The organism is Vibrio palustris (assembly GCF_024346995.1).
Lineage (GTDB): Bacteria > Pseudomonadota > Gammaproteobacteria > Enterobacterales > Vibrionaceae > Vibrio > Vibrio palustris.
In genome coordinates this window covers 795,121-809,497 of record NZ_AP024888.1, presented here as the reverse complement: position 1 = coordinate 809,497, position 14,377 = coordinate 795,121, and the positions used below count along the sequence as shown (strand labels likewise).

Genomic DNA, 14,377 nt, shown 5'->3' with positions numbered 1-14,377 from the left:
AGATAAACATGATTGTAGAAAGTGCATTGCAAGCCGAAAGCGCCGTTCGCCGCGATATTGTACCCGCTGGTGATTATTACATGAAAGTGGTAAAAAAAGGGCAAACGGTACGCCTTTTGGATTTGGAAGGTAACCAAGCCGCAGATACCTTATTTTATAATGCAAATGACCCCGTCGAACGCTATAGCGCGATTGATACCATTCGTGAGCAAGGGAATGTGTATCTTACCGCGGGAACAAAAATCTTGTCTGATCAAGGTAATGAAATGTTGGAAATTGTGGCAGATACGTGCGGCCGACATGACACGCTGGGTGGTGCGTGTGCAACAGAAAGTAATACGGTTCGTTATGCCCTTGATAAAAAATGCATGCATGCCTGTCGAGATAGTTGGCTACTTGCTGTCACCGAGAATGAAAAATTTGGTATGAGTAAACGTGATATTACGCATAATATTAATTTCTTCATGAACGTGCCGATTACGCAAGAGGGCGGTTTAACCTTCGAAGATGGCATCAGTGGTAGCGGGAAATACGTCGAACTCACCGCAAAAATGGATGTGATTGTATTGGTGTCTAATTGCCCTCAATTAAATAATCCTTGTAATGCATACAACCCAACCCCTATTGAAGTGCTGGTTTGGGACGCGGCAGCGTAACTCTGTGAGTGAGTCGGGGACGACCCCAATGATAAGACTCGAAGACCACAGCGGGACGACCCGAGTAAAATGGATTCAACTATGTTTAACAAGGTACTCATTGCAAACCGCGGCGCGATTGCGTGCCGAATTATCAGAACACTTAAATCACTCGGAATTACCAGTGTTGCATTGTATAGCGAATCAGATGCACAAAGCTTGCATGTTATTCAGGCTGATGAATGTTATTCGCTCGGAGAAGGCGCGGCATCAGCCACGTATCTTAATCAAGAGCGTGTGATCGAGATCGCTAAGCAGTGCGGTGCGCAGGCTATTCATCCTGGATACGGCTTTTTAAGTGAGAACCCAGAGTTTGTGCACTTGTGTGACGATAATGGCATCGTATTCCTTGGCCCGACGCCAGAACAAATGCGTGTATTTGGTTTAAAACATTCAGCTCGACAGTTAGCACAAGAGGCCGGTGTACCATTATTACTAGGCACACCATTATTATCAGATAAACAGCAAGCTTTGGAAGCGGCAAACCAGATTGGTTTTCCTGTCATGCTAAAAAGCACGGCTGGTGGCGGTGGTATTGGCATGCAATGCTGCTACGATGCAGCAGAGTTAGCGTTGGCTTTCGATTCGGTCAAACGCTTAAGCCAGAATAACTTTAGTAATAGCGGTGTATTCTTAGAAAAATTTATTGAACATGCCCGTCATATCGAAGTCCAGATATTTGGTAATGGTAAAGGCGACGTTGTCGCTCTCGGAGAACGTGATTGTTCCGCTCAGCGTCGTAATCAAAAAGTAATTGAAGAAACCCCAGCCCCGAATTTATCGCAGGATGTTCGTCAAGCATTACAAGACACGGCGATTCGTCTCGCAAAACAAATCCATTATCGAAATGCTGGCACCGTTGAGTTCGTGTTTGATCAACACACCCAAGAATTTTATTTCCTTGAAGTTAACACGCGACTTCAAGTAGAGCATGGGGTGACTGAGGAAGTCTTTAATGTCGATCTCGTTGAATGGATGGTGCGATTAGGGGCGAAAGACCTCTCTGATAACGAATTACTGCAACCAAGGCAACCGCAGGGGCATGCTATTCAGGTGCGCTTATACGCAGAAGATGCGAATAAAGCATTTCAGCCATGTGCGGGGCTATTAAGTCATGTGCAATGGCCAGTATTAGATGGCTTGCGTATTGAGCATTGGATAGAAGCAGGCGTAGAAGTATCGCCATATTTTGATCCTATGTTGGCGAAAATCATTGTACATGCCGATGATCGTGTAAGTGCCCTCCAGACATTAAGTCACAGTCTTGCACAAACTACGATCTATGGTATTGAACATAACCAAGCGTACTTACAGCAATTACTGAACTGTGACCTTGTGCAAAACGGCGCGGTGTTAACACGCAGCTTGAATGATTTTATCTATCAGCCTAATACGCTGGATGTTTTGAGTAGTGGAACACAAACCACAATTCAAGATTTTCCTGGGCGTAAAGGCTATTGGCATATTGGTGTGCCGCCTTCAGGACCGATGGATTCACTGAGCTTTCGGTATGCCAACCAACTACTGAATAATGATTCGCGCTGCGCTGGACTAGAGATCATTATTTCTGGCCCGACCATGAAGTTTAATCGGAGCAAACAATTTGTCGTGACCGGAGCTGAGATCGAGGCCACACTTGATGACCAACCATTAGCGCATGGTGTTGTGCATCTGGCACGTGCAGGGCAAACCTTAAAGCTTGGGAAAATCAAAGGAAATGGCACCCGTAGTTATTTCGCGATAGAAGAGGGACTACAATGTCCTGATTACTTGGGAAGTAAGTCAACGTTCACATTGGGGCAGTTTGGTGGGCACGGCGGTCGGGCGCTATGCGCCGGTGATGTATTACATGTCACGGATAACACCAGCGACGCTGAATATGTCGGACAATGTGGTCAACCACCGGTCATTGAAGACGTTTGGGATATCCGCGTGATGTATGGCCCCCATGGCGCACCGGACTTTTTTACCCCAAAAGATATCACTGAGTTTTTTGAGGCAACGTGGAAAGTTCATTTTAACTCTAGCCGAACAGGTGTACGTCTTATTGGTCCCAAACCGGATTGGGCTCGACAAGATGGTGGGGAAGCGGGTCTTCATCCATCGAACATTCATGATAACGCGTACGCGGTTGGTACGATTGACTTTACCGGTGATATGCCAGTGATTTTAGGGCCAGATGGTCCAAGCCTAGGCGGATTTGTGTGTCCGGTGACGATTATCAAGGCCGACCTCTGGAAAATGGGACAACTCAAAGCCGAGGATAAAGTGCGCTTTATTCCGGTGAGCTTAGAGCAGGCTGAACTTGCCGAGCGCCAACAAAATGAGCAGCTTGCTTCATTATCCATCCAAAATATTGACTTAGCACCGTGTGAGTGCACAACAGCGATAGTACATTCTTTGTCTGCTGAAGCGGTAGGAGAAAATGTTGTCTATCGCTCCAGTGGCGAAGACTATCTCTTGATTGAGTATGGCCCACAGATTCTTGATATTAGGTTACGTTTTCGTGTGCATGCTTTGATGCTAAAGCTCGAATCAATGGCTGTTGAAGGGATTGCTGAGCTCACTCCGGGGATTCGTTCATTACAAGTACATTTCGATAATCTTGTGCTGTCTCGTGCAACATTGCTTGAGATGTTAGAGCAGCTTGAATATGAAATGGACGATATTGATCAATTAAGTGTTCCTGCGCGGATCGTCAATATTCCATTATCTTGGGATGATTATGCTACGCGTTTAGCGATTAGAAAGTACGATGAGCTAGTGAGAAAAGATGCGCCTTGGTGCCCAGATAATATTGAGTTTATTCGCCGGATTAATGGATTAGATTCTGTTGATGAGGTCAAAAAAATTGTGTTCGACGCCAGTTATTTGGTCATGGGTTTGGGCGATGTATACTTGGGTGCGCCCGTGGCGACGCCGATGGATCCGCGCCATCGTCTGGTTACGACCAAATATAATCCCGCTCGGACATGGACGCCCGAAAATGCCGTAGGCATTGGAGGCGCTTATCTGTGTGTTTACGGTATGGAAGGTCCTGGTGGATATCAATTTGTTGGTAGAACACTGCAAATGTGGAACCGATATCGTCAAACTAAAGAATTTCAACAACCCTGGTTATTACGCTTCTTTGACCAAATACGTTTTTATGAAGTGAGTGCTGAAGAGTTACTTGAGATTCGTGAGAAACATCCACTCGGACAATTTCCACTTAAAATTGAAGAAACCCAATTTTCTTTGGCCGATTATGACGCGTTAGTCAGTGAGCATGGTGATGAGATACAGCGCTGTAAAACTCGCCAGCAAACCGCATTTGAAGCAGAACGCCAGCGCTGGATTAAATCAGGACAAGCGAACTTTGTCGTCGACGAGGGCGAAGTTGAGTCCATTGAAGGGATTGAATTGGCTGAGGGTGAAACGCTCGTCGAAAGCCAAGTCGCGGGAAATATTTGGCAAGTCATTGCTAATCCAGGGCAATGGGTAAAAGCGGGTGAAGTGGTGATGGTGTTAGAAGCGATGAAAATGGAGTTAGACGTTGTGGCGCCATGCGATGGTCAAATCTCACAATTGTGTAGTGAGCAAGGGGCACAAGTGAAAGCAGGACAACCGCTGATGGTGATTGACGAGCAGCACAGCAGCGAAGGGATGATATAAGATGGAACAACTACTCACAATTAAAGATCTACTTAATGCTTATCGTGATGGCAGCGTTACCCCGCGAGACATATTATTCGAAAAACTGAACTTAGCAAAAAATGATACTCATAATGTCTGGCTTTCATTGGTGTCTGACGACATGATGGAGCGCTACCTACAGAGTTTATCTCAGTATGATGTCGATGAACTCCCATTATATGGGGTTCCTTTTGCTATCAAAGATAATATCGATTTAGCGGGCTTAACCACGACCGCTGGGTGCGCTGAATTTGCCTATCAACCCGATGAATCAGCCTTTGTGGTGGAATTATTAATGGCGGCTGGCGCTGTGCCTATAGGCAAAACGAATTTAGATCAATTTGCAACGGGACTCGTGGGTACTCGTAGCCCATGGGGAGCGGTGACCAACAGCTTTAATCCGGACTATATTTCTGGTGGTTCTAGCTCGGGTAGTGCGGTAAGTGTGGCAACCAACCAAGTATTCTTCTCGTTAGGTACGGATACGGCGGGCTCCGGGCGAGTTCCGGCGGCCTTTAATAATATTCTTGGACTTAAGCCAACGCGTGGAGCGTTAAGTTGCCGCGGAGTAGTGCCAGCGTGTCGGACGTTAGATTGTGTCTCGTTTTTTGCACGAACGGCTCAAGATCTTTCCGTGCTTCAGCAAGTCGCCAGTATTTACGACCCAAAGGATAGCTACTCGCGAGTACTCGATACGGCGAGTGTTCCGTGTTTTCAATCTTTATCTGATGTACGTATCGGCGTGCCTAAGCCAGACCAACTGGCTTTTTTTGGTAACCAAGACTACCAACGTCATTTTGAACAAAGCGTTCAACGATGGTCTGCGTTAGGGGCGAACATTGTTGAGTTTGATCTGTCGCCATTTTTGCAGGCGGCTAACTTGTTGTACCAAGGTCCTTGGGTTGCAGAGCGGTATGCCGCTATTCAATCTTTCTTTGATGAGCATGCTTCTGCTTGTTTACCGGAAATTGAAACCATCATTGGTGGTGCAACATCTTTATCCGCGGTTGAGACGTTTAAGGCGATGTATCAATTACAAGAGTTCAAAGTAATGTGCGATGAGAGACTGAATGACGTTGATGTTGTTATTACTCCTACCGCAGGAACAACTTATACGATTGAAGAGATTCATGCGGATCCTATAAGCTTAAACTCTCAGTTAGGCTATTATACGAACTTTATGAATTTACTCGATTATAGTGCCATAGCTTGTCCGTCTTCATTTATGAGTAATGGCTTGCCATTTGGTTTTACTCTGTTTGCTCCGGCTGGGTACGATCAATATTTAATTGAATTAGCTGCCGTTTGGCAAAATGCAACGTGCTTACCGCTTGGTAATATTGGCAAGTACGATTCAGAGACGACCATGCCATTATTAGTATGTGGCGCACATATGTCTGGGTTACCTCTTAATCACCAGCTCATTGAATTAGGTGGAGATTTTAGTGAATATACACAAACCTCCAATGATTATCGCTTTTATGCGCTAGCTGGTGGACCTCCATATCGCCCGGGATTGGTACGGGATACTCAGAATGGTGGGAAAATTGACGTTGAAATATGGCAGTTACCTATAAAGAGTATTGGCCAGTTATTAGCGGAAATTCCACATCCTCTAGGCTTAGGAAGTGTAGAATTAGTCAATGGCGAATGGGTGAAAGGGTTTATTTGTGAGCCGATTGCTACAGAAGGTGCGCGCGATATTACTCATATGAAAAGTTGGCGACGCTATATGGAATCGGTATGAGGCTGATTCAATACGTGGCATCTTGTCGGATTAATGAAATAAGGGGCTACCTGTCTAGTTCATTAATATGACTGCTCACTGTAACGTGAAAACCCGCCGAAATGGCGGGTTTTTAGTCGGTATGAATTAGTATCATTGGATATTAATAATCCGCTAGCAACACTTAGTTGTAATCTGATTCAAATGCACCCAAATCTGGGGCTTGGCCATTATAACTTTCTCCGGCATTGATTCCTGCATCAATTAAGTCACTGCCTTGTTTTAGCTTCGCGTAATAGATTTTAGGTAAATCTCCATTGGCCTTACGCGGATACATCAATTCTTCAGGACGTAAACGCAAAAAGTCTTTGGAAGTAATCGTCACAGGAAGATTAAAGTAGTTAAAGCCCACATCATTTTGATTGACGTCACCAAGATTAATGACTTCATTACGACCATCAAAGCCTAAGTTATTACGCATATAATGGCCATAACCTGGAACATCGGTTAAGTTGTCAGATAGGGTTGAGAGCATATTGTAGTTGGCACTGCCATTACGAATCGCAGTGTTATTGATCCAATTTATGCCGCCAATATGATGGTTAGAGTAAAAACCAGCAGAGCGGTTACGTACGGATAAACAATGTTTTATCGTATGACGAGGAATAATCTGTGGTGGTGTACTGCCATTACGTCCATAACCGCCACCTTTAAAGCCATTACCATCTTCTTTAGGGGTCATGTTTTTATCGTACCCATTATAAAACGCCCAGCTATTTTCAATAGTAACGGCAGCATGAGCATTAATGATATCGAAACCGTCATCACTATTAAACCAAGCGCGTGACCCGCGAATAACATTACCGGTACCGGCGGCCGTACGTGGATGTACACCAAAACCATCAATATTACCCATTGAGTACTTGTTGAGGCCTTGATTATTATAGGCATCGACATTAAGCACTAAGTTGTTACTCCCAGATTCAAGATACCAGCCGATCCCCATACCATCGTGGATAGCGAGGTTCTCAAAGCGGTTATTATTACCATGATAAACTCGAATTGCCGTTGATTGTGTATGGCGATCATCGATCGTGATTTGTACTCCAACTACCTCAAAGCCTTTAAATTCACAATCATCTGCATTCACCATAAATGCAACAACACGTTCATCCTTAGGTCTAACATTAGAGAAGTCGAATATCGGGCGCTCACCTGGATAATTAATGTAATGAATACCATCTTTAGTAATGTTATTAACAATCGCGCGCACAGATTGGCGCGCACTAATATTTGTATTATCTGGACGATAAGTACCACCGCGAATATACACAGTATCGCCATAACTGGCTTTATCTTGCGCGGTCATGATAGTTGCTAACGGTGAGTTTATGGTGCCGGAGTTATAATCGGAGCCTTGTGGAGAGATGTAAAAATCCTTTGCCATGGCGGAATTGGTTGCCAAGGCCAAACCGATACCAAGCAATAATGTTATTGTTCGTTTCATCTTAAATTTACCAAAGTGTAAAATAAAAAAACTATAGTAGTTTATCAATAACAAATGTCGACATGATACTTTCGGTAATTTTATTTTATTAGATAAACCTCTCATTTATAATATAATTACAGCATGTCATTTTGTATTAATAGAATAAAATCTTAAATAAAGTAGGTGTATTTACATGCATTAAAATGTAATTTTGGGATGATAATCGAAATGTCTATAATGTGGTTTTTCGTTATTTTATATATAAAAGGTTGATAAAAATAAGGGCATACCAGCGCAGTATACCCTTATAATTTTCGTTAGAATACAATGCGTATTCTACACAGTGTTAATAGTGTTATCGTGACAATTTATAATCCAAGTCGAACCATGCGATAAGTTAACGGTTCAATACTGGCATTAAACTTTCTCTCGATAATCGTACTGTCTTTGCCATCTTGCGGTTGAATAGTTTCCGCTTCTGGGCTGTTGGTTTGCGTTAGATCGTAGCCTCCGATGATTTTATCTTCTATCACACGAGTGTGTTCAAACCCTTCAAGTGCAATATCAAAGTCAATCGCTTCGGTCTCATGACGGTTCACAATAAAGAAAGTGAGAGAGTCGTCTTGGTCTGACTCTACACAAGAAATATCGAGATAAGAGACATTACTAGCAAAGTTGGTCTCATAGCGGTCGCACGTTACAGCAAGGTTCAGTGCGGTACCTCGGCCATATTGGGATGCATACATATACGGATAGAAAATGCTTTGACGCCAAGCAGGGCCGCCTTCAACCGTCATAATAGGCGCAATCACATTGACCAATTGTGCCATACAACCAATTTTGACGACATCCGCGTTACGGATGAAGGTATTTAAAATACACGCCACTTGCAAAGTGTCAGCAAAATCATAGATGTCTTCTAACAAAGCGGGCGCATGCGGCCAACCATTCTCACCTTCAATTGTTGGTTTATCCTGTTCGCGAGAGTGGTACCACACATTCCATTCATCGAACGAAATATACACATTATGATCAGAGCGTTTTTTCGCTTTAGTCATTCGAATGATTGACGCGACTGTCTCAATATAATTACCCAGCTGCTCTGCTTTCGCTAAATAGTGAGAGGTATTAGTATCATTATTTTCGAAATACATATGTAGTGAAATATAATTGACGGTTTCATAGGTGTAATCGAGTACCGTTGCTTCCCACTCTGGGTACGTATCCATCATCGGACTCGAAGAACCACACACCACCAGCTCGATGTTGTTATCAAATGAGCGCATAGCTTTGGCAGTCTCAAACGCAACGCGCCCGTATTCACTCGCGGTTTTCTGTCCAATTTGCCATGGGCCGTCCATTTCGTTGCCCAAGCACCATAATTTTACATTCCACGGTTCTTCACGGCCATTATGCTTACGAAGATCCGACCAATAAGTCCCGCCGGGATGATTAACATATTCTAAAAACGACCGTGCTTCATCTAGGCCACGTGAACCAAGATTGACGGCAAGCATCATCTCAGTCCCCACTTTTTCTGCCCAATCGGCGAACTCGTGAATGCCCACTTGGTTACTTTCTGCGGTGTGCCAAGCCAAGTCTAAACGTGTAGGGCGGTTTTCTTTAGGGCCAATACCATCTTCCCAGTTATAAGCAGAGACAAAGTTACCACCAGGGTAGCGAGTTACAGGGACATCAATCTCTTTTATTAAGTCAATCACATCTTGGCGAAAGCCATTATCATCCGCACTCGGGTGAGTGGGTTCATAAATTCCCGTGTACACCGCACGCCCTAAGTGCTCGATAAAAGAGCCATATAAGCGTGGGTCAATTTTGGCGACGGAAAACTGTTTGTGTGCGGTAATACTGGCTTTCATGTGATACCCCGTTAATTAAATCCATTCGTATAGTTTTTATCCGATAAGAAATACTACTGGCATTACTCTTAATGGGTCAATCTCTGCTCAGATAAATAGACATTTATTTTCATATAATTAGACGTCAATACGTTAACGACGATTTTTTCAGAGCTACGTCTAATATAGCGAATTGAAAAAATATCTAGAGAGAGCTGAATCATATTGATGATTGCCTAGGCGATTAAAGTGTTCAATGGGATACACGGAGAGTGTCTTGGACTATTACATGTCGATAAGCAGTACAACGTGACGTGATGGGCACAATAGCTATAACTAATTTGCGTATTGTCCCAATTTTTAAATCTAATTTAATTCGAGATCATCATTAGACCAACTTAACCACTACGCTGTTACCCGTAACGTAGAAAAAATGAATAATTAAATAATCAATAAAAATAATAAAAGTGGCTATATGTTAAGTACTTATTTGCCAAAGCCGCTCAAAACATATGAATGAACATCACAAGGAAGAATTTTTATGTCCAATAATTATAAAACGGTTGCGCAATCAGTGGTCGCTCACGTGGGCGGGAAAGGCAACGTTTCCGCGCTGACCCACTGCATGACACGCTTACGCTTTGTTCTTAATGATGCAAGCTTGGTGGATGCCTCTAAACTTAAAGCAATTAATGGTGTCATGGGGGTGGTGGATAATGGTGATAAAGTCCAAGTTATCATTGGCAATGAAGTGGGGGTTGCCTATCAGGAAGTGATGTCTCTCATCGACATCAATTCAGCGCCGCCAGTGAGTGCGCCAGAGCAGAAACAAAAGCTGACGGCAAAAGTTATTGGAGCCAAAATGCTGGATGCGCTTGTCGGGACTATGTCCCCTCTCATTCCAGCCATCATCGGTGGTTCCATGGTCAAGTTATTGGCCATGATGTTAGAAATGAGCGGATGGGTTGATCCCAATGCGTCTACGTTAATCATCATGAAAGCGATAGGGGATGGCGCATTTTTCTTCTTACCTGTTATGGTTGCCGCGTCTGCTTCGGTCAAGTTTAAAACCAATATGTCACTCGCAATTGCGATTGCGGGTGTTCTTATCCATCCCAACTTTATTGCTTTGATGGCGCAAGCTGCGCAAGGTCAACAGGTTGACCTGTTTGGCGTGCCCATTACCTCAGTGAAATACACCTACACGGTGATTCCGGCGCTGGTGATGACTTGGGTGCTTTCTTATATCGAGCGCTGGGTGGATAGTATTACGCCTGTTGTGACAAAAAACTTCCTCAAACCGATGCTCATTGTTTTAATTGCCGCGCCCATTGCGATTGTCATCATTGGCCCGGTCGGTATCTGGATTGGTACCGCGGTTTCCGCGCTAGTTTACACTGTTCATGACACGCTAGGCTGGTTATCTGTTGCGATTATGGGAGCACTATGGCCACTATTGGTGCTCACAGGGATGCACCGAGTGTTCACCCCAAACATTATCCAAACGATCGCAGAAACTGGCAGTGAAGGTATGGTTATGCCATCCGAAATTGGTGCTAACCTCGGTATGGGCGGTGCATGTCTTGCTGTCGCGTATAAAACCAAGAACATTGCATTAAAACAAACGGCGCTTGCCGCTGGCGCGTCAGCTATCTTTGCGGGTATCTCCGAGCCTGCACTTTATGGCGTCTTGGTACGTCTAAAACGTCCGCTGATTGCAACCATGATTACCGGCTTTATCGTCGGTGGTCTAGCGGGGATGGGCGGGTTAGCAAGCCACTCTATGGCGGCACCCAGTTTGTTTACCAGTGTCCAGTTCTTTGACGTGCACGATCCTATGAGTATTGTCTGGGTGTTTGGGTTGATTGCCTTAGCGATTGTATTGTCGTTCATTTTAACTCTGGTGCTCGGGTTTGACGATGATCTGGCAGAAGACAGTGACCAGATCACTGCTAGCAAAAAACCATCGGCACATGGTGCTGAAGATAAAGCAACATCGCCACAAACCACAGCGTAATGTGTCATTAATTTTAGCAAGCCATCATGGCTAAGATGGCTTGTTCTTTTAGAGGTAAACTATGTCTGATATTCGATTCCCAAAAGATTTTCTCTGGGGGGGAGCCATCGCGGCCAACCAATCTGAAGGTGCATATCGCGAAGATGGCAAAGGCTTAACTACAGTCGATATGATTCCATACGGTGAACATCGTATGCCCATAAAACTCGGCCAAGTCTCTCACGTTGAACTAAGTGAGCAAGAGTTTTACCCAAGTCACCATGCCATCGATTTTTATCATCGTTATAAAGAAGATATCGCACTGCTCGCGGAAATGGGCTTTAAAGTCTTTCGCATATCTATCGCTTGGAGTCGTATTTTTCCTAATGGAGATGACGCTCAGCCTAACGCGGCCGGTTTAGCGTTCTACCGCAATGTGTTTAAAGAGTGTCAAAAATACGGTATCGAACCGTTGGTTACGCTCTGCCACTTCGATGTGCCGATGAATTTGGTGAATCAATACGGTTCGTGGCGTAACCGAAAAATGGTCGAATTCTTTACTCGATATGCTCGTACCTGTTTTGAACACTATCGCGGCTTGGTCAAATATTGGTTAACGTTCAACGAAATCAATATTTTATTGGCCAGCCCATTTTCAGGTGCAGGGCTCTTATTCCAAGATGGTGAGAATCACGATCAAGTGAAATATCAAGCGGCTCATCATGAACTCGTTGCCAGCGCTCTCGCAACCAAGATAGCCCATGAGGTTGACCTCCAAAACCAAGTGGGTTGTATGCTCGCTGGTGGTAACTTCTACCCATACTCTTGCAAACCTGAAGACGTGTTGACCGCGATGGAAAAGGATCGCGAGAATTTATTCTTTATTGATGTGCAATCTCGCGGTTATTACCCGTCCTACAGTCAGCGGGTCTTTGAGAAAAAAGGGGTTGAACTGCAAACAGAAGAGGAAGATTTTGATATTCTCAAACATACCGTGGATTTCATTTCCTTTAGTTACTACGCTTCTCGCTGTGCTTCTTCTGACATGAATGACGGCAATACCAGCGCAGCGAACGTTGTTAAATCGATTCGTAATCCACATTTACCAACGAGTGATTGGGGCTGGGTCATCGATCCACTTGGCTTGCGAATAACCATGAATACTTTGTATGACCGTTATCAAAAGCCGCTATTTCTTGTTGAAAATGGCTTAGGTGCCAAAGACACGATGGATGAACATGGCCACATCAATGATGATTATCGTATTGACTACCTTCGTCAGCATATTCAATCCATGGGCGATGCGATACAAGATGGTGTGCCTTTAATGGGGTTCACTCCTTGGGGCTGTATTGACTTAGTGGCGGCATCAACAGGAGAAATGACAAAACGCTATGGTTTAATCTATGTTGATCGCGATAACTTAGGCAAGGGGACGTTAAACCGCACGCCTAAAAAGTCGTTCTACTGGTATAAAAAGGTGATAGCGAGTAATGGGCAGGATTTAAGTTAATATTCTTATTTATTATGCACTTAGACTCAATCCTTAATCTTCATAATTAGGATTGAGTTTGTTTGGTCAATTATCTATGAGCAAACTTTCCCGCGGCCACGTTAACTATGCGAAAAATGCACCGACACTCGATAGGTTTTCTGGTGAAATTTTGATATAAATTATATTAACTGTTGATATTCAAATACTTTGTTATGAACAAGGCTAGCGTTAGTGTTAGTTTTTTGAACCCGAACGTAGCACTGTTTTTCCTGTCATTGTTACCTCAGTTTATTGATGCCTCAACAGGATCGGCTTCAATACAATTATTGGTGCTTGGTCTGATTTATGTGTTTACGGCGTAATAGTTGGGTATGGTGGTTGTATTGTTTACCACTTAAGACGGCTTTATACAAAAGGAGGTGATTTTGAGTTCAGAAAAGCTAGGTTTAGAACATCTTCCTCTCCAAAGTGAGTTGGTTAGATCTGCATGTTCAGCGTTCATTTCTGCGCATGATGCAGTAGCGGCTGTGTTGTTAGGCTCATTGGCTGCGCGGAAAGGTGACCGTGTTTCGGATGCAGATATTCTCATTTTTACGAAGAATAACTTCCATCAATCCGCTAACGAGTGCTTTTCAGCTTTTGAGTGTAATAAAAAAATATTCTATCAACTTGATGGTTTCCACAATGATAACGCTTACTTTAAAAAGTACATTTTCAATGATCTCACTAGTGCTGAAATTCACTGTTTAGATTTGAGTGAATCACTGAGTATATCAAAGCCATTTAAAGTACTATTCGATAAAAATGGTATCATCGAGCAAAGGGTAACGGATGAGCCAGCGCCCAAACATGAGGACTTTCCCGCCTATACGAATGGTGACGAGGGTATTACTTGGGAGCTTTTCGATTGTATCAAGTGGATGAGTCGTGGGAATCATGAATTGGCAAAGAACCATTTAAAGAAGCTTGTCGAACAACTTTAACGGTTTGTATAAAACGCTTTAAAAATAAACATGGCACCCACACTATAACACCGTCGATAAAAGAGCCATATAAGCGTGGGTCAATTTTGGCGACGGAAAACTGTTTGTGTGCGGTAATACCGGCTTTCATGTAGGACCTCATTATTGTTCAATTTATCTTATTGTTTGTATTGAAATACTAAAGGGCTCGCTCTCATTAGGTCCATAAATAGACAAGACAAATAGACACGAATGTTCAACTATTAGATGTCACACAAGATATTAACGTTCGCCGGCCAATGAGAGGCACTCATACTCAGCATTGTTTTTCACATCGATAGTGCTTTGGCAGGTGCGGTTTTAAGGTAAACATTCGTTACACTTATACGCTGTTCAATATCGTCTAGCGTAATACAATGGCGATATCAGCGTTGCTGTCAGTTCGCGAGGCTGATCCCTACCAAAACGGATGTCATTCAGGGA

At 43.7% G+C, this 14,377-nt stretch carries 8 protein-coding genes and 1 pseudogene; 7 read left to right on the top strand and 2 right to left on the bottom strand.

Annotated features, from left to right (window positions below; genetic code table 11):
* Nucleotides 1-8: 8 nt before the first annotated feature.
* The 3 genes from OCU30_RS16030 (at nt 9) to atzF (ending at nt 6,117) form a co-directional block, all read left to right on the top strand.
* Entirely contained in the window at nt 9-656 is a 648-nt protein-coding gene (locus tag OCU30_RS16030) for an urea amidolyase associated protein UAAP2 (RefSeq protein WP_077314962.1), read from the top strand.
* An 81-nt stretch (nt 657-737) separates the two neighbouring features.
* Complete coding sequence (gene uca, locus OCU30_RS16025) at nt 738-4,349, top strand: urea carboxylase (protein WP_205408816.1); 3,612 nt, start codon at nt 738-740, stop codon at nt 4,347-4,349.
* Between the two features lies 1 nt (nt 4,350).
* A complete protein-coding gene (gene atzF / locus OCU30_RS16020) occupies nt 4,351-6,117 on the top strand; it encodes an allophanate hydrolase (protein WP_077314964.1) in 1,767 nt (588 codons plus the stop codon).
* A gap of 163 nt (nt 6,118-6,280) precedes the next feature.
* Here the strand turns inward: atzF and OCU30_RS16015 are convergent, their stop codons facing one another.
* Both OCU30_RS16015 and arfA read right to left on the bottom strand, forming a co-directional pair.
* Entirely contained in the window at nt 6,281-7,603 is a 1,323-nt protein-coding gene (locus tag OCU30_RS16015; RefSeq protein ID WP_077314965.1) for a right-handed parallel beta-helix repeat-containing protein, read from the bottom strand.
* 350 nt (nt 7,604-7,953) lie between these two features.
* Nucleotides 7,954-9,462 (bottom strand): arabinosylfuranosidase ArfA, encoded by a 1,509-nt coding sequence (gene arfA, locus OCU30_RS16010; RefSeq protein ID WP_077314966.1) that lies wholly within the window; start codon nt 9,460-9,462, stop codon nt 7,954-7,956.
* Between the two features lie 520 nt (nt 9,463-9,982).
* On the opposite strand from arfA, the gene ascF reads away from it, so the two are divergent.
* The 4 genes and pseudogenes from ascF (at nt 9,983) to OCU30_RS15990 (ending at nt 13,915) form a co-directional block, all read left to right on the top strand.
* The gene (ascF, locus tag OCU30_RS16005; protein WP_077314967.1) at nt 9,983-11,458 is read left to right on the top strand and encodes a PTS cellobiose/arbutin/salicin transporter subunit IIBC; all 1,476 of its coding nucleotides are present in this window, start codon (nt 9,983-9,985) and stop codon (nt 11,456-11,458) included.
* Between the two features lie 61 nt (nt 11,459-11,519).
* Entirely contained in the window at nt 11,520-12,950 is a 1,431-nt protein-coding gene (gene ascB, locus OCU30_RS16000) for a 6-phospho-beta-glucosidase (RefSeq protein WP_077314968.1), read from the top strand.
* 209 nt (nt 12,951-13,159) lie between these two features.
* A pseudogene (locus OCU30_RS15995) lies at nt 13,160-13,279 on the top strand (LysE family translocator); the annotation flags it as partial.
* Nucleotides 13,280-13,357: 78 nt separating this feature from the next.
* Nucleotides 13,358-13,915, top strand: coding sequence for a hypothetical protein (locus OCU30_RS15990; protein WP_077314969.1), 558 nt, complete (start codon nt 13,358-13,360; stop codon nt 13,913-13,915).
* Nucleotides 13,916-14,377 lie beyond the last annotated feature (462 nt).